At 59.8% G+C, this 17,480-nt stretch carries 17 protein-coding genes; all 17 read left to right on the top strand.

Translation table 11 applies throughout. The features are described 5' to 3' along the window. Positions 1–7 precede the first annotated feature (7 nt). The 17 genes from AB870_RS15145 to AB870_RS15070 all read left to right on the top strand — a co-directional run bounded on the left by AB870_RS15145 (position 8) and on the right by AB870_RS15070 (position 17,465). Positions 8–892 (top strand): hypothetical protein, encoded by an 885-nt coding sequence (locus AB870_RS15145; RefSeq protein ID WP_064674844.1) that lies wholly within the window; start codon positions 8–10, stop codon positions 890–892. Further along, a complete protein-coding gene (locus AB870_RS15140) occupies positions 893–1,870 on the top strand; it encodes a hypothetical protein (protein ID WP_174554728.1) in 978 nt (325 codons plus the stop codon). Continuing rightward, complete coding sequence (locus AB870_RS15135; RefSeq protein ID WP_047908245.1) at positions 1,845–2,189, top strand: endonuclease domain-containing protein; 345 nt, start codon at positions 1,845–1,847, stop codon at positions 2,187–2,189. Before AB870_RS15140 ends, AB870_RS15135 begins: the two co-directional genes overlap by 26 nt. After that, positions 2,182–2,418, top strand: coding sequence for a hypothetical protein (locus AB870_RS15130; RefSeq protein WP_047905355.1), 237 nt, complete (start codon positions 2,182–2,184; stop codon positions 2,416–2,418). Before AB870_RS15135 ends, AB870_RS15130 begins: the two co-directional genes overlap by 8 nt. 75 nt (positions 2,419–2,493) lie before the next feature. Further along, entirely contained in the window at positions 2,494–3,216 is a 723-nt protein-coding gene (locus AB870_RS15125; protein ID WP_237169954.1) for a ribonuclease H-like domain-containing protein, read from the top strand. A gap of 62 nt (positions 3,217–3,278) precedes the next feature. Beyond that, positions 3,279–3,971, top strand: coding sequence for a deoxynucleotide monophosphate kinase family protein (locus AB870_RS15120; protein WP_047905353.1), 693 nt, complete (start codon positions 3,279–3,281; stop codon positions 3,969–3,971). Positions 3,972–4,048: 77 nt separating this feature from the next. Next, positions 4,049–6,448: a DNA-directed RNA polymerase gene (locus AB870_RS15115; protein WP_237169953.1), complete on the top strand. Its 2,400-nt coding sequence runs from the start codon at positions 4,049–4,051 to the stop codon at positions 6,446–6,448. Positions 6,449–6,527: 79 nt separating this feature from the next. After that, positions 6,528–6,698 carry a hypothetical protein gene (locus AB870_RS26805; RefSeq protein WP_167362707.1) on the top strand — a complete coding sequence of 57 codons (171 nt, stop codon included), beginning with the start codon at positions 6,528–6,530 and terminating at the stop codon, positions 6,696–6,698. Further along, entirely contained in the window at positions 6,682–7,113 is a 432-nt protein-coding gene (locus tag AB870_RS15110) for a hypothetical protein (RefSeq protein ID WP_047905350.1), read from the top strand. Before AB870_RS26805 ends, AB870_RS15110 begins: the two co-directional genes overlap by 17 nt. Positions 7,114–7,190: 77 nt before the next feature. After that, positions 7,191–7,526, top strand: coding sequence for a hypothetical protein (locus AB870_RS15105; RefSeq protein ID WP_157112347.1), 336 nt, complete (start codon positions 7,191–7,193; stop codon positions 7,524–7,526). Then, positions 7,526–9,085: a portal protein gene (locus AB870_RS15100; RefSeq protein WP_047905348.1), complete on the top strand. Its 1,560-nt coding sequence runs from the start codon at positions 7,526–7,528 to the stop codon at positions 9,083–9,085. The genes AB870_RS15105 and AB870_RS15100 overlap by 1 nt, the downstream gene beginning before the upstream one ends. A gap of 3 nt (positions 9,086–9,088) precedes the next feature. Next, positions 9,089–9,865 carry a hypothetical protein gene (locus AB870_RS15095; RefSeq protein WP_053059393.1) on the top strand — a complete coding sequence of 259 codons (777 nt, stop codon included), beginning with the start codon at positions 9,089–9,091 and terminating at the stop codon, positions 9,863–9,865. 131 nt (positions 9,866–9,996) lie between these two features. Beyond that, positions 9,997–11,013 (top strand): capsid protein, encoded by a 1,017-nt coding sequence (locus tag AB870_RS15090; RefSeq protein ID WP_047905347.1) that lies wholly within the window; start codon positions 9,997–9,999, stop codon positions 11,011–11,013. Between the two features lie 73 nt (positions 11,014–11,086). Continuing rightward, on the top strand, positions 11,087–11,698 hold the full coding sequence (locus tag AB870_RS15085; RefSeq protein ID WP_047905346.1) for a hypothetical protein: 612 nt from the start codon (positions 11,087–11,089) through the stop codon (positions 11,696–11,698). After that, positions 11,698–14,259: a phage nozzle protein gene (locus AB870_RS15080; protein ID WP_047905345.1), complete on the top strand. Its 2,562-nt coding sequence runs from the start codon at positions 11,698–11,700 to the stop codon at positions 14,257–14,259. The genes AB870_RS15085 and AB870_RS15080 overlap by 1 nt, the downstream gene beginning before the upstream one ends. Positions 14,260–14,268: 9 nt before the next feature. Further along, the gene (locus tag AB870_RS15075) at positions 14,269–15,117 is read left to right on the top strand and encodes a virion core protein, T7 gp14 family (protein WP_047905344.1); all 849 of its coding nucleotides are present in this window, start codon (positions 14,269–14,271) and stop codon (positions 15,115–15,117) included. A gap of 17 nt (positions 15,118–15,134) precedes the next feature. Continuing rightward, positions 15,135–17,465 carry a hypothetical protein gene (locus AB870_RS15070; RefSeq protein WP_047905343.1) on the top strand — a complete coding sequence of 777 codons (2,331 nt, stop codon included), beginning with the start codon at positions 15,135–15,137 and terminating at the stop codon, positions 17,463–17,465. Positions 17,466–17,480: the final 15 nt, after the last annotated feature.

Genomic DNA, 17,480 nt, shown 5'->3' with positions numbered 1-17,480 from the left:
CTGATTAATGACGTTCAATCTCCAAGACGCAGTAAAGCAAGCAGCAGCCCAATCCCAAGACATGAACGTTGCAACGAAGGGCGGCGGCGGTGGCGACTACACGCCCCCGGCGACGGGCCTTGTGCGCCTGCGCTTCGTTGGCTATATCGAAATGGGCAAGCACGAGGGGCAGTACCAAGGAAAGCCGAAGACCAACGAGAAGGCGTGGCTGGTCTTCGAACTGTCCGGCCCGAAGCACGAACCTCGTAAGCTGGAAGACGGTACGGTCGTGCCGCAACGCATCACGGTCAAGCTGAACAAGTCGCTCAGTGAAAAGGCTGGCTTCTACAAGCTGTTCAAGGCGATGAACTACGACGGTAAGGCGAAGATCATGGCCGAACTGTTGGGCAATGCCTACCTCGGCAATATCTTCCACCGTGAGTTCGATAAGAAGGGTGGCGGCAAGGGCATCGAAGCCGACCTCGTTGACCCGAACACGAAAGCCTTCACCGTGCGTGCTCCGTTGGTCGAAGACCCGGAGACGGGCGAGACGAAGCGTGTGCAGGTCAGCGACCCGATCACGGAGCCGAAGTGCTTCCTGTGGGACTTCCCGTCGAAAGCGATGTGGGACAGCATCTACATCGACGGCGAGTACCCGGAGCGCAAGGACGAGAAGACCGGTGAAGTGATTGCACCGGCCAAGTCGAAGAACGTGTTCCAGAACGCGATCATGACGGCGAAGAACTGGCAGGGTAGCCCGATGCAAGTCTTGCTCGAAGGTGAAGTCGATATCGGCGGCACTGACACTCCGGCCAAGGCGAAAGCGGCAGCGAAGCCCGAGCCGCAGCCGCAGGACGAGCCGGTTGACGAGTCGCCTGCCGCAGACGAAGACGACCCGTTGGCACAGTTCTGATTGCTGCCTGACCACATCGCTGCGGCCATCGACGCCGCAGCAGCCGCCCAGCCTGACCCCCGCAGTGTCATCCCAGAGCAAGTCCCCGAGCGCGTCGTCCATGTTGACGGCGACTACCTCGCGTACTTCGCTGCCGGTGGCGATGACATGGAAGCCGGGGTTGCGCGCCGGGTGGCGGCAGATCGGATTGAAGCGTTCCGGGAAATGTCCGGCAGCGCCTCGGCAACCTTACACCTCACCGCAGCAGCAAGCACCAAAGGCGAGCGCTTCCTGATTGCGCAGTGCAAGCCGTACCAAGGTCAGCGATCCGGCAGCAAGCCGAAGAACTGGCAGGTGCTCCGCGACTACCTTGAGCGTGCCGAGTACGTGCGCTTCAAGCGCGCCATGTGGGACGACCGCGAGGCCGACGACGGCATGGCTCTCGCTGCGTACACGTCCCGCGATCCACTGTTCGATACCGTGATCGCAACGCGTGACAAGGACATGCGGATGCTGCCCGGCATTCACATCGACTGGACGGACTTCACCCTCACCCACGTTCCGAAAGGCGCGTACGAAGTCATCGGCCCGTACAACGGCCTCGTCTATGGGCACAAGTGGTTCTGGTTGCAGATGCTCCAGGGCGACTCAGCGGACAACATCCCCGGTATCCCGAAGGTCGGGGAGGAAAAGGCGACGAAGGCTCTTGCCGGAACCGCTTGTAACGATGAGGCGTATGGCGTGGTGGCGACAGCCTACGCCACGAAGTTCGGCCCGGACGCCCCAGACATTTTCGTTGAACAAGCAGCGCTCTTGTGGCTTCGCACCACAAGCAACGCCCCCATTGCGGACATGCTCCGCATCGTCCCGGCCAAGGCCAGCATCAAAGCTGCGCTGGATCGGCTCATCATTCGTGTCAAGGAGCAGCGTGAGACGCTTAACCGCATCAATGCTCAAGCCGCAGCGTACGAAGATGCTGCGCGAGCAGAACAACACTAGCCCGATCACGGGCCTCCAGATCACCGACCCGGTACTGGATCACTGCCACAAGACCGGCTGCATTCGTGCCGTGCTGAATCGGTGGGAAAACGCGGTACTTGGCCGCTTGGAGAATTGGGCCTCCCGCCTCGGCGGCGGCGTCGATCCGATCAAGTTTCTGCGCGGCGTCGCGGACTACCTCGAATTCCACCAGCAGTTCCCATCGAACGTGTTGCATCCGACGTACAAGACGGAAGACCAAAAGCGCGACCTGCGCAACAAGAAGGCCCGAGAGGCACGCCGCAAGGCACGCATTGCCGGGGGATGTGCAGATGCCTGACCTCCGTATCCCGATCCGCGAGTGGTCGAAGTCATTCAGCGAGTGGCGCAGGGTGGACGAATGGCGACTTGTCGTCACCATCAACGGCACGGACTTGTATGTATGTGTCGATACGCCTGCCGATCGGTACTTCCGCGCATCCGAAATTCCCCGCGAGTACATCGTGCAATCGGTGGCGAAAAAGATCGGCGCAGTTATTGCCGACGAAATCCAACGCAGTATCTCCTGATCCAAAGGCCCACATCGAGTGACCAAACCCCGCATCCTCGTAGCAGACATTGAGACGGCCCCTATCCTTGCGAACGTGTGGCGCACTTGGAAGGAGAACGTCGGCCTGAACCAGATCGAACATGACTGGTACTTGCTTTCGTTCTCAGCGAAGTGGCTAGGCGCGAAGCGCGTCATCTATCACGACCAGTCCCGTGCAAAGGACATGGAGAACGACTACGAACTGATGCTCAAGCTGCATCGCCTGCTGGACGAGGCGGACATTGTTGTCGCCCACAACGGCAAGAAGTTCGACATGCGCAAGATCAATGCGCGGTTCATTCTGAACGGGCTACAGCCGCCGTCCCCCTACGTCATCATCGACACGATGCTGGAGGCCCGCAAGCACTTCGCTTTCACCTCGAACCGGCTGGTGTATCTGACCGACCAACTGTGTACGGAGAAGAAGTCGGAGCACGCTCAGTTCCCCGGCTTCGAACTGTGGAAGCAATGCCTTGCCGGTAATCGTGCGGCGTGGGCTGAAATGAAGAAGTACAACATTCAGGACACGGTGTCGCTGGAGGAACTGTACTTGAAGCTGCGGCCGTGGATGGAAGGTCATCCAAACGTGGCGGCGTTCTCGAACCCCACGAGTCCAGCGTGCCCGAAGTGCGGTAGTCACAACGTCATCCAGAAGGGCTATCGGCATACCCAAGTCAGCCGCTACATCCGTTACCGCTGCAATGACTGCGGTGGCTGGTCGCGTGGTCGACAAGTCGTGAACGGTAAGGCCGCCCGCGCCAACCTCCTCATCAACTGACCCCGGCCTCGAAGTCATCCTGACAGAAGGGCAGTAGCAACCTCCACTCGTAAGGAATCCATTTGGCAAAAATCATCGGCCTCACCGGCCTAGCCGGTGTTGGCAAGGACACGTTCGCCCGCGCACTTCAGCGCAGCTACCTTAACGCAGGCACCACGGCGCGTATTGGCGGGTTCGCGGACTTCATTCGCCATATCGCAACGGGCTGTGGCTTCGACGTTCACGACCGTGCGAAGAAAGAGAAGCGCGTCTTGTTCAACTGGTCGGTACTGAGCGACCGCCTTTTCAACGCCATCGAGTCGTACTTGCAGGGTCGCCTGACCGACAACGACCGTGCCCTGCTGTGGACGTACACCATCGAAGCCCTTGAACCGCGCATGTTTGATGACGCCGGTCGCTCCGCAATCAGCATTAGCCCCCGCGAGTTCATGCAGATTCTCGGCACCGAGGGCGGGCAGCGCGTTCGCAAAACGCTGTGGGTTGAACTGGCGGTTGACCAGTGGCGCAGTCTGCCGGGCATCGTCATCGTTACTGACTTCCGGTTCGAGCACGAGGCCGCTGTGTTGGACCGCTGCATCTGCGTCACCCGCAAGGATGTGGTGCGAGTCAACGAACACGTCAGCGAGAACCTTGCCGAGCAGCTTACGAACTACACGCGACCGGCATCGTTGTCTCACCTGTTGGTGGAACTGGTGGCGAACAACGGCACCATTGCCGACCTTGAGCGTCAAGCAGACAGCTTCGCCATCGCATAAGGTTGGAGCGTCGGCCTGAAACTCAGACCGAGCTAGAAGCGCAAATCCGCGACGCAGGCCGCACCCGCGCACTTCGCATGATGGCGAAGAACGAGGAGGAGGGCCGCGTCGAAAGCAACCCGTACACGAACGCCGTCTTCCGTCGTTGGCTTATCCCGGTGCGTGACCTGATCGAAGCATCACTTGCTGAGACAGGTCGCGCTGGACGCCGGGCGGCACACGTCGCACTCGTGAAGCCGCTCGACCCGGCATCGGTTGCGTTCATCGCGGTTCGCAGCGCTCTCGTACATTGCGTAGCCGGTGGCGACGACAACGATGCCCGCGACCTCGGTCGTACGGTCGGTCGTAGCGTCTACGCCGAACTGGTGCTCGCAACGTTCGAACACATCAACCCCGAGTTGTTTTGGGAAATCTCCCATGACCTCGACAAACGACGCAGTAAGAGTGCGCGTCACCGCTACAACACGCTACGCCACAGCGCGAACGAGAACGAGGTTCCTATCCCGATGTGGACGAACCCGGAGCGCGAACAGGTCGGCCTGTGGCTTGTTGAACTGATGCGGGAAATCGGCCTTATCGAAGTGGTACAGCAGCGGGTTAGCCGGAAGGGTAAGCACCGGGAATACTACTTCGTGAGCCTTTCGGACGATGCCAAGAGAGTCGTATCCACGGTGCGCGAGGCAGTCGCCATGTCGATGCCGTTCCACCAACCGTGTATCGAACCGCCGAAGGATTGGGTCGCGGTGAACGACGGCGGATACCACACGCCGGAAATGCGTCGGCAGATGCCGCACTGCATCAACATGCACCGCATCCACATCCGACAGGCCCGCGAGGCCATCAAGTCGGCTGACATGGGACGCGTGCTCGAAGGTATCAATCACCTCCAGCGAGTCCCTTGGCAGATCAACGCGGACTTGCTCGCAGCAGTGCAGGAGTTGTCCAGGCATTCGAAGCGAGACGTTGCTGAGATTGTTTCCGCTGAGGGTGAGGAACGACCGCCGGTTCCCGTGTGGTTGCCTCCGGGAGCGAAGATCAAGGAACTGGTACTTACCGAGCAGCAGCAGGTTGAGTTCAAGAAGTGGAAGCGTGAGGCTGCACTTTGGCATAACCGCAGGGTGCAGCGTGGTGTGAAGTGGGGCCGGTTCGATACCGCCATGCGTACGGCGCTGAAGTACCGGGACTACCCGGCCATCTACTTCGTCTACCAAGCGGACTTCCGAGGTCGCCTGTACGCCATGACTACAGGCGTCTCCCCGCAGGGCAGCGACTTGCAAAAGGCGATGCTGCGATTCGCGGAAGGGAAACCGCTCCACGACGAAGAAGCAGTCCGCTGGTTCAAGATCAACGGAGCCAACCGCTTCGGTATCGACAAAGTTCCGTTCGAGGAACGCATCAAGTGGGTCAACGACAATGAACGATTCATCCTCTCCTACGCCGACGACCCTATCGCTAACCGCGACTGGTCGGAAGCAGATTCGCCCTTTCAATTTCTTGCGTGGTGCATCGAGTACGCTGAGTGGCGACGACGCCCTGACACTTTCGTCTCTCGAATCCCGGTTGGGTTCGACGGTAGTTGCAACGGCCTTCAGCACTTCTCGGCAATGCTTCGAGATTCTGTCGGCGGACGGGCGGTTAACCTCGTACGCGCTGCACGACCGAACGATATCTACCAGCAAGTCGCAGACGTAGTACAGCGGAAACTCACCGACCTGAATCCGTCTGACCTATCTGAGCGCGATTTGGTTTTCCGTAGCAAGTGGCTTTCACACGGTATGAACCGGAAGCTAGTGAAGCGCTCTGTTATGACGCTCCCATACGGCTCTACGCGATTCTCCTGTGCTGAGTTCATTGAGGCCGACTATCTCCGTACCGGCTCTGCACCGGAGTTCAACCCGGACGAGTACACGACGGCGGCAGGATTTCTTTCCCATCTGGTTTGGGATGCCATCGGAGAAGTGGTGGTCGCGGCCACGTCGGCTATGGCGTGGCTTCAGAAGTCTGCAACGTCGCTAGTCCGCTCCGGTGCGCAACAGATATCTTGGACGGCTCCCTCGGGTTTTCCTGTGGTGCAGGTCTACAACGAGGTAGAGGTTGTCTCCGTGCGCTCTCTGTTGTTCGGCGCGACCCGCGTCAAGATCGGACTAACCGGCGACGAGCCGAGCAAATCCCGCCACAAGAACGGGATTGCCCCCAACTTCGTTCACTCGATGGATGCCGCGCACTTGGTACTGACGGTACTGGAGTGCAAGAACCGAGGCGTGAACTCTCTCGCGATGATTCACGATGACTACGGCACGCACGCCGCAGACGCCGGGAAGCTCTATCGCACGATCCGACAAACATTCGTGGGTATGTATGAAGAAAGTGATCCGCTCGATTCGTTCCGCAGCCGCTTCGATGGCCTCTCGAATCCACCGAAGCGCGGCGACTTGGATATCAAAGGCGTGCTCGACAGCCCGTTCTTCTTCGCATGATGGTGTGATCTTTCTAGGGAACCGAATCGGTTTTCAATTTCGGCACCCTAGAAAGACACAGAAAACGGAGCCCGCCCCTATGAATGAAGAAGTTGTTGTCCGGCTCGACCCGGAAGCTTACAAGGCGCTGGAATCTAAGCTAACCCCGCCCGTAGTCACCAGTTCTACTACGGACTTGCAGGCCGGGGCGCAGTTAGGCATTCAAACGGTGCTGAAGCTGCTGCGTGAAGGCTATGTTGTATCCCGATGATTACTCGCCGGAGCAGTGGCAAGCGATCATCGGGCGCGTGTTCTCTGAAGCCGAAGTAATCAAGAAGCGCGGCAAGCAGTGGACGCAATTGATTGACCCCGCACACGTTGCGGACTCGTTGCTCAAGCGGACAGTCGCGTCCGTTCTCGTATCCGGGTATCTGGTTTGCTACGGCGTAGGTACGCCTTGGTACAACCCGAACGTCCGAGCGTTGGAGGAAATGCTGGTGCTCCGCGTACCGGAGTCGCCAGGTCGATTCACCGACGCGATCAGGGCACTGCGTGCGTTAGCCGTAGAGAACCAGTGCGACGTAATCGTGGCAGGCTCCGCTCTGCCCAGCGATGACCGGCTAGTGAGGGTCTACGAGCGGTATGGCTTCCGGCGCGAAGCCACTACCCTAATTCAACGCATTTAAGAAGGAGAAGTATGGGAGGAATCGTACGCGGGGTGACAAAGGCACTCGGCTTCGGAGGCGGTGGTGGCGACGGCGGCATGGCTGAAGCTGCTGCCGCGCAAGCCGCAGAACTCAAGCGGCAGACTGATGCTCAGATTGCCGGACAGCAGGAGAACACTCGGCTGATGCAGCAGCAGCTTCAGCAACAAGCCGAGGCGTCGCGTAATGCACTACAGAACTCGGTTGCCCAGCAGCAAGCGGCCAATGAAGCATCGCAGCTTCAGGCGGACGCCGCGCCCGACAGCAAACCGGTGTCTGTTCAAGTTGGCGATCAAGGCGAGTCCGATCCGCGACGCCGGTACTTCAACCAGCGTAGCGCTGCATCTGGCGTTGGTGGGCGTGACAGTGGCGGTGTGGGTATCCGCCTGAGCTAGTGCTGTACACCGCGCAGCAGGCGTGGGAGGCCGGGTCGCTCAAGCGAACGGCCCTGCTTTCCCGCTGTGAAAAATACGCCGCATTTACCCAACCTATTATTTGCCCTCCGCAGGGCTACAACGAACAGAGCGAAGAACTTCAAACCGACTTCCAGTCGCTGGGTAATCAGCTAGTCAACAACCTGTCAAACAAGCTGATGCTCGCGTTGTTCGCCCCCTCCCGGCCCTTCTTCCGGCTGGACGTACCCTCGCAATTGTTGCAGCAGCTTATGACCCGGCTGGATGTGCCGGTCGAATCGCTGCAAGGTCAACTCGCCGTCGCAGAGCGCAACTGCATCAAGCAGCTAGACAAGATGGGCATTCGCCCGAAACTCTACCTCGCGCTCAAACACCTCATCATCACTGGAAACTGCCTGATTGTCTTGGGCAAGAAGAAAGACGCCCCCATGCGTGTGCTCGGGCTGAAGCGCTTCGTGGTGAAGCGCAGTATGACCGGCCGCATTATCGAAATCGTCATCCACGAGAAGGTGCGATTCGATGAGTTGGAGCATGACGTACAGGCGCACCTGAAGTCCGTTAAGCCGCAGCAGTACGGGCGGATGAACCCGCTTGATCCGACGACTTGCACTGAAGTCTCGTACTTCAAGTGGATTCGCTGGGACGGGGAGAAGGAGCGGTACACCGAGACGACTCAGATTGGTGACCTTGACCTCGGGCCGCAATTCCAAGGGACGTACTCCGAGAAAGACCTTCCGTACCGGGTGCTAACGTGGGAACTCGCAGACGAGAACGACTACGGCACCGGTCTAGTTGAGCAGAACTCGGGCGACTTCGCAGCGCTGTCTGTGCTATCAGAGTCGGAAGTGAAGGGCGCGATCCTTGCATCCGAGTTCCGCTGGCTGGTGAATCCGGCAGGCCAGACGAATGCGAAGGACTTAGAGAACTCCGAGAACGGTGCAGCACTGCCGGGCGTCAAGGACGACATTATCCCGCTCATCACGGGAACCGGCGCGAACATGCAGTTCGTGGATACGGTTGCGACGAAGTACGTCAACCGGCTTGGCCGCACGTTCTTGTTGGGGGCTTCGGTCATTCGCGATGCCGAGCGTGTCACCGCCGAAGAAGTGCGGTTGGTGGCGAATGAGTTGGAAACCGCGCTTGGCGGCGTCTACTCGCGACTCGCTATCGACTTCCAGCTTCCGATGGCCTACTGGCTGGTGGAACTCACTGGCGTCAAGTTGGGCGAGACGGAAATTGAGCCGACCATTGTTACCGGCCTCGACGCTCTCTCGCGCAACGGCGACTTGGACAACCTCAAGGCTTGCATTATGGACTTGGCTGCGTTGTCTGGTCTGCCGCCGCAAGCTCAGTTCGTTCTCAAGATGGACGCTATCGCACAGGCGATCTTCGCCGGTCGTGGTGTCGACTCCACGCAGTACATCAAATCCCCCGATGAACAGAAGGCTCAACTGGAAAACCAGCAAGCCGCAGCACTGGCACAACAAGTTGCCCGTCCTGTGTCGTCGGCATTCCTCAATGCAAATTCGCCGCAAGGATAAGTAATGACCACTGAAGTAACCACGACCGAAGTCACTGGCGCGCCCGCAGGCCAACCGGCAGCAGTAGCCGCCGCAGCAACGGCACCGGTAACGGCGACCACGCCCCCGGCGCAGAGCGCATCCGCGCAACCGGTAGCAGGCGTTGCTGGTGAATCGCCCGCCTTTGGTGAGGCGTTCGAGTATGCCCCGTCGGGTGACGACAAGCTCGACCTCGTGCTGGGCTTCCTTGGCCGGAACGGTATGTCGGATAAGCACCCTGCCGTCCAGGCGGCCATGGGCGGTGACTTCGACATGCTGCGCGCCGCATTGGCCGAGAAGGGGATTCAGGGTTGGGAGGCGCACATCGCGCTGGCCCAGCAATTTTATGAGACGCACACAGCGTCGGAGCGTGAAAAGCAGGAGGCCACGGGCGCGCTTTGTGTCGCCGCCGCAGGTAGCCGTGAGGAGTGGGACGCGGTTCTGGAGTGGGCCAGCACCAACGCCGAACCAACCGAGAAGCAGGCAGCAAACGACGCGCTCGCGGCGGGCGGGATTATGGCCGAGGCGATGGCGCACTTCTTGGTGAATGGCTACCGCAATTCGTCGGGCGTCACGTCTCCCCCGCAACGGTCGGCAGTCCGCTCCGACGCGGCGGCCAACACTGCCCAGCCGTTTTCGCCGCTTGACCAGCGCAGTTACGGCCGCGAAGTGCATGCCTTGCGCGAGCGCCTTGGTCCGTCGTTCGAATCCAGCCCGGATTACCGCCAACTCCAGCAACGCCGCGCAGCTTGGCGCGGTTGATACACGGCGCATAGCGCCTCCTCGCTTCCTCCTCATGGGGCCGCCTTCGGGCGGCCCTTTCGCATTTTGGTCGCCTAGAAAGACACACACATCCCGTGGCGTGTCGTTCGAAATAACGATAAGGAAATCGAATGGGCATCAGCTACACCAACGTCACCCGCTCGGGTGCAAATCTCCAGACCGGCACCAACGCACAGATCGGCTCGGCACCGGCAGAAACCAATCCGCTCGCCCTTCACATCGAAGAATACGGCGGCGTGGTCGAAGGCACCATCGAACGCAAGTCGATCATCCGCAACTTCGTGCCGATTCGCCCGGTGAAGGGAACCTCCACGATCAGCAACTACCAAGTCGGTGAATCGACGCTTTCGAAGGTGACGCCGGGCACCGAGCCGGACAGCGGTGTTGTGCAGTTCTCGAAGGTCAAGCTGACCGTCGATACGCTCATCAATGCGCGTGCTACCACGTTCCTGCTGGACGAATTCCAGTCGGCGTACGAGGCCCGCGCACATATCGGCATGGAGCACGGCAAGAAGATTTCGAAGTTCTTCGACCAGTCGTTCTTCATCCAAGCGCTCAAGGCCGCGCAAATCAGCGATATGGCGGCCTACCCGAAGGGCTGGAAGCCGGGCACCGTGACCACGATGAATGCCGCCTCGGATGAGACCGATCCGGCGAAGCTGGAATCGAAGCTGCTGGATATGTTCGCGGAGATGTCGGAGAAGGACGTTGACCCGGTTGAGGACGACATGATTATCGTCCTGAAGCCGAAGTACTTCTACACGCTCCTGAAGAACAACCGCCTCATCGACTCGACGCTCAAGACCTCGGAAGGCACGGAAATTCGCACCAAGTCGCTCAGCGCTGCGGGTGTTCCGATCTTCCTTTCGAACAACGTCCCGACGACCGTCATTACCGGTCACGAACTGTCGAACGCCGGTAACGGCAACGCCTACGACGGCGACTTCACGAAGACCATCGGCACGGTGTTCTCGCCGCGTGCTCTGCTGGCTGGTGAGACGATCCCGCTGACCCCGGCTGTGTTCTATGACGAGAAGTCGAAGATGTGGTACATCGACGCCCACTTGAGCTTCGGCGTTACCCCGAACAACCCGGCGTTCGCTGGCGTGTTGAAGGCCGCCGCCTAATCAGCAAGTCACCCGAACTCTATGCCCCGGCTGCGAACAGCAGTGCGGGGCATTTTTCGTTTCAGGAGCACAGATGGCGGCCTTGTCGCAACTTGACGTAATCAATGCGTGCCTCGACACGATGGGCGAATCCCCCATCAACTCAATCGATCTTGATCACCCGCTAGTCGCTGCCGCAATTAACAAGCTGAACACCTCTAACACGCTTGAGCAGTCGAGAGGGTGGTGGTTCAACAAAGACTTGATCGAACTCGTGCCGGACTCGACAACCGGTTTCATCTACCTACCTGCTGATCAGATCAACGTCGAAACGGCGTATCCGGCAGTCGTTGCTCGTGGCCGTCGTCTGTATGACCGTACGAAGTCAACGTATGACATGCGGGCGTTTGTTTCCGGCATCGGCGGCGTGGTTCGGGCGATTGTTGTCCGCGAAATTCCCTTCGCGGACCTGCCGATGATGGCGCAGCACGTCGTATGTGCGCGTACGGCGCTCGACTTCCAAGCCGCGTTCGACGGTGACCGGGACAAGTACAGCAAGCTCGGCGGTGCTTATCAACAGGCATTCAACGTACTGAGTGCCGAGAACATCCGCAACGAGCGAATCAACTTCCTCAACGCACCGTCTGCACTTTCGAAGCTGCGCTTGATTAGCCCGGTGACGCGCTACACGCGTCGTGGTTGGTAATGGCTAAGGTCGTTTCGAGCTATGAAAGTGTGGTGCGCGGTGTGTCGGAACAGATCCCGCAGGCACGCCATCCGGGGCAGCACTACGAACAGGTCAACATGGTTTCCGACCCGGTGCGGGGGCTGGCACGCCGCCATGGTTCCGTGACGATGGACGAGCGGGTAATCCCCGGCGTTAGCTTGTCGGATGACCAGAAGAAATACGCTCGTCAGTACCGGGAGTACAGCTTCTACATCGAAGGCACGGAGTACAGCTTCGTGTACCAATCTGCGGAGCGGCCAAAGGCTGACAACCTCCCGTTTTGCTACGTCCTCAACAAGGACACCGGAAAATTCTTAAACGTGGCGTATGCCGACCCTACGGCGTTGGAACCGTGGATTTACGGCGGCCTATCGGCGGTTACGACAGTCGGGCAGTACGTCGTCATGGCGTCGAACAAGCTGGGGCCGGGGTACAGCGTAGTCGATGACTACGCGGCAACCAGCGGGAACGGTGTGTTCTGGATTCGGGGCGGGCAGTACAGCCGCACCTATACGGTGACGGTACAACGCAAGTCGGACGGCAAGACGATTACCGCGTCTTACACGACGATGACTTCCAGCTATCAAGGGCTTCTCGACACGTCCGATATCCCATCTACAGCAACTGACTACCAGAAGCAGGTCAACGACCGTGTAAATGCGTATAACTCGGCAGTAAACAAGTGGATCGGTGACGCTGCGCGAGACATTCAGCCGCAGAGCATCGCAACTAAGTTATCGCAGGCGCTGTCGGCTGCCGGGTTCACCGAGCAGTACGTCATCGGTAGCACCCTTGTATTTTCGGGAGCGACTAAGGCGTCGGGAACGGACTCTGGCGACGGCACGCTGCTGCGCTGCGTGTTCGCTGAGGTCGACGACCCGTCCAAGCTATCCAGCATCCACGCACCGGGTAAGGTGGTACGCGTACGTCCGACCAATGGGGCGGACCCGTACTACATGCGCGCCGTCGCGGACACCACGAATGCCGGTTGGCAGACGGTTACATGGAAGGAGGCACCGGCACAGACGGTCACGCCGGGGCAGGTGTTCGCCCTTGGCGTCATTTCAGCCGATGGCCGGACGTTCACCCTCGCTTCTTCGCCAACGGCACTCGCCGCCGCGACGGGTGGGGAGGTTCCCGGATTCGCAGCGAGCAGTACTGGCGACCTCGACTCGAAGGGGGCGGTCCCTTACTTCTTTGGGCGTCGAATTTCGCTACTGACGGTCTTCCAAGATCGCCTTGTGATTGTCGCGAATGGTGTCGTGTTCATGTCTCGCACGGGCGACTACTTCAACTGGTTCCGTCGATCAATGCTTACGCTTGCTGACGATGATCCGATTGAAGCGTACGCCCTCGGTGCGGAGGACGACATCATTACGCGCAGCGTGACGTACAGCAAAGACCTGTTCATGTTCGGTGAGCGTAAGCAGTACGCAATCTCGGGGCGTGTAGTGCTCACGCCGAAGTCGGTTGCGATCACCACGTCAGCTAGTGAGCGCGATTCCACACAGGCGCAGCCGGTTGTCATCGGAAACCTGCTGTTCTACGGCAAGTACGCCAGCGCGCCAGCGCAGGCTGGGAACTCGAAGTTCTCGACTAGCGTGAGTCAGTTCCAGCTTGGACTGTTCCAAGACACACCTGAGACGTACAAGGTCAGCCAGCAACTCGACATGTACTTGCGGGGCAAGCCTGTGGAGTTCGCAGCATTGGCAGCACCGGCTACGGTGTTTCTGCGCACAGACGGTAACGATCATGGCCTGTACGTCTATTCGTTCATCGATCAACCGGGTACGCAGTCTCGTGTCTACGACTCGTGGTCGCGATGGGCGTGGGCAAAGACGGTTGGGCGAATCATCGCGATCACCGTTTACAAAGCGACGCTCTACGCGTTCACCTTGCGCACTCGTGGTACGGAGACATGGGTGGCATGTGAGCAGTTCGTTGTTGACGCCAATCTCGCCGCAGCACCGTACCTCGACATGCAACGTCGCGTATATGACTTCTACAGCAACTCGGGATTCCTGCGTAAGGCCGATGCACCCCGCGAGGACGTTTGCGTAGCAGCCACGGCTGACGCCGGAAATGCCCGCCTGCTGGGAGCGGATATCGCTGACGTTGACGCGTTCGTTGGTGACGTGCTCGGGGGTGGGGATGATCCACCGGCAGTAGTCGGGGCGGTATTCGATTCTTATGTAGATATCACTCCCCCGTACGTTCGTGACCAGAACGGCATCGCAATCGTCAACGGCCGCTTGGTTATCACGCGATACACAGTCTCGGTGTCGGACACGGGCGGGTTCGAAGGGTACGTCACGTTCGCTGGCAATACCGCGCAGGTCAAGTCGTTCAATGGTCGGCTTGTCGGGCACAGCAACAACCTAGTCGGGCGGCAGCCGGTGTCTCAGACCGTCCTAAACGTGGCAGTGGGGCGGGCCAACACGGAGCACCGTGTGCGAATGGCATCCCGACGCTGGCTACCTATGACCATCACCGCTATCGAGTGGGTGGGGCAGTTCTTCAACAACTCTCGTCGCGTGTAAGGAGGTCCGATGGGCAGTGTAGTAAAGGCCGGAACCGATGCAGTGTTCGGGTTTCTCGGGGCCAGCAATCGGAACGCTGCGTACGATGCGCAGAAGACGATTGGCATGGCTCAAATCGACTCGCAGAATCTGCTGGCTGAAGCCAAGGTGGCGAGCGAGAACGCGTTGCGCGGGGCAAACAATACCCTGTTGGCAGCGCAGGTTGCGCTTTCCGGTGTGCAGCGGAGTATCGCCAACTCGCAGAAGCTCGACTCCGCTGGTAAGGCGGTGAACGCCTCGGTAATCAATATGGCCCGTATGTCCGACAAGTTCGTACAGGGGAGCCTTGAGCGGCAGCTTCAATCGGCGGAGCAGCTTGGCGCTGTGCACGCTGCCGCCGCCGCGTCAGGTGTAGGTGGCACGACGGGCCGGATGCTTCAGGCAACGCTCGCCGCCACGTCAGCACGTCGCGAGTCGCAGATTCAGGACTCCCAGCAGCAGACCACATTCGATGCACTACTTCAGCGCTCAGGGCTTATGAGCGGTGCGATTCGGGCGCTGGACGAGGGGCAGGTTTTCGCACCGATGGACTTCACCAAGTCGATTGCGTCGAAGACTGTCGCGCCGCTTTGGCAAGCAGATTACCAACCGAGTGCCGTCACGCAGGGTGTTCTTTCACTTGGGGCCGACGCCCTCGGCGCGGCGTTTGGCGGGATCGGCGGTGCGGTCAGTTCGCTGCTGTCCGGCTTCGGTTCGGCAAGCAGCACTTCTGCCGGGCTATTCGGACTCGGTGCAGGAACACCGCTCGCGTCGGCCTCTTACGGGGCCGGGTTCACCGGTAGCAGCGGGTTCGGCTCGGCTTACAAGTTCACGTTGTAATTCACAGAGGAGGGTAGATGGCGGACTCGTTCGCATTGTCCAGTAACGGTAGCGTGGTGCTCCAGAATGCAGACGCGCAGCAATCGGGTGTACAAACGCAGATTCGGGGCGGCGGTGCGGGTGGGTCTGCTTCGACCGGTCCCGGCCCTGCCGTCGTGCAGTCGAACTTCGGCGGTATCGCAGACGCAAGCCTGAAGACGTTGACGGCGCTGAACCGTCTGTCTGACGGCGCACTGAAGCCGTACGTCGATGCGGAGCAAAAGCGGCTGTACTTCGAAGGCATGTCGAAGGTCGCTCAGGGGCAAGCGCTTCAGGACGTGGAGAAGGAGCAGCCGTGGTACACGCAGATTTTTGGCCCCTCTGCCACAGTGCGCGGCGCTCAGGCGATGGCGGCTACCACGGCGGTGACTCAGGCACAAACGGACTTCCTTCAGGCCATGCCAGACCTGAAGACGAAATCGCCGGACGAGGTGCGCAAGTTCCTCGTCTCGCAGGCCAGCAACATCAAGAGCACGGGCGATCCTCTCGTGGATGCGACTGTCCAGGCGAAGCTTGCGGAAGGGTGGGGCGGCATGCTGACCACGCATATGAAGGAGCACATCGCGTGGCAGCAGGAGGACATGGCCGACAAACAGGTCAACCTCAACGTCACCAACGGTAATGCGCTTCGTGCTGCCCGACAGGCATCGGTAAAGACTGGCTGGGCGGACGAGGATCGTCAGGTCGCGTACGAGAACTACCTTGCGTCGGCTGAACCCGCACCGGGCCAGTCCCAACAGTCGTGGACGAAGGGCATGGTTCGGTCGCTGAAGGCCAACCTCGATAGCGGCAACTTCGACGCGTTTACCGCGGTGAAGGAATCGCCGCTGTGGCGCAAGCTGCCCGGCGATGCCCGTGAGCACTTGGAGTCGTTGCTTCCGGCTTACGTGCAGAAGGATGCGCGGAGCAATCCGGCCGTGACCGATATCCTGAACAACCTCTCGGGATTCGAGTTCAACCTGTCCCACGGTATGACCGGTATTCACAGCGACAAGGAGTTCAACGCCGTTGTGGATGGTTACAACCAGCGCCATCAGACGCAAACTGGTGCGAGCGAGCCGCTAATCAACAACACCCAGCGGGCGCACATGTACAAGCAGTGGCTCTCCGGGAATCTGGCACTGGAGAAGACTGCGGCTGCCGCACAGAGCAAGCAGGAGAACTTCATCCAGTCGGGCACGCTTGCGCTCACGGCATTCAACAGTGGCCGCTTCGATGCTCTGCATGGTCTGACGCTTGACCCGAAGGCCGTGGGCGACGCAATGAACGAGGCGTTTCATTCGGCTGTGCAGTCCGGCGACCCGGTGCGGATGCAGACGTTCTTCGACAAGGCGGGGCAGTCGGCATCTGAGGAGAAGATGCGCCCGCCTGAATTGTCGGCCATCTTCAAGACGCAGATTCCCGGTCTGCTGTCCGGCAACGGCCCGGCTACGTCGAACCAGCAGCAAGCGCTTCAGTACGCGGCCATGCTTTACAAGTCACCGACCGGAGGTGCTTCCGCGCTGTCCCACTATCTCGGGGAGGAAGCACCGAAGGTTGTCGCGTTGCTCAACAGCGGAGTCGATATCAATGACCCGAAGCAACTGGTGGCCCAGCGAGAGGTAATCGCCCGTGGCGGTCATGCTGTCGCGACGGAAGCTGATCGTAAGCAGATGCGGCAGATCGTGTCCAACGCCGATCCGGGATTCTTCAAGAAGATGCTAGGCCACGGGCAGCTTACCCCGTTCGAACTCAACGACGGGAACAAGAAGGCGTTGGCCGATCAGGTCGCGCCGCTCGCCGCGCAGTACGCACGGGCCTATCACATGGACTATGCCGAAGCCGGTCAAATTGTGCTGTCGCAAGTGACCCGTAACGCCGACTTCGTGCCGGGTGCGTTCGTCCTGCACAACCCGGCAGTGCGTGCCGAGGAGTCGCTTGGCGCGAGCGTGAACCGCATCTTGCCGGGGAAAGGAAACCAGTCCACGAGCATCTATCAGGACGCGCTCAAGGAAATGATCCGGGCACGCGTCACCGAGAAGGTGCGCCAGAACGGCGGAGATATCGGCAACTTCGACCCGGACGACTACGAGGTACGGTCCGGCGAACAACTCGGCGCGGGGCAGCTAATGCTGTTCATGTTTCCGAAGTCTACGTCGGATACGACGCATGGTCCGTTAATGATTCAGGTCGGGCCGGGCCGGGATCGGAACGACCCGGACGGACTCGCCCACTGGATCGAGCATCTGACCGAAAAGAAGGCCAACGGCCGTCGTCCCGCACCCGATCCCGAAGGTGCATACAACGCATATCTCAAGACCCCCTTTTAACTAGCACGCAACCCC

The sequence above is a fragment of the Pandoraea faecigallinarum genome (assembly GCF_001029105.3).
In the GTDB taxonomy this organism is placed as follows: Bacteria; Pseudomonadota; Gammaproteobacteria; order Burkholderiales; family Burkholderiaceae; genus Pandoraea; species Pandoraea faecigallinarum.
The sequence above is the reverse complement of the archived record's forward strand: the minus strand, read 5'-3'. Positions and strand labels throughout refer to the sequence as shown.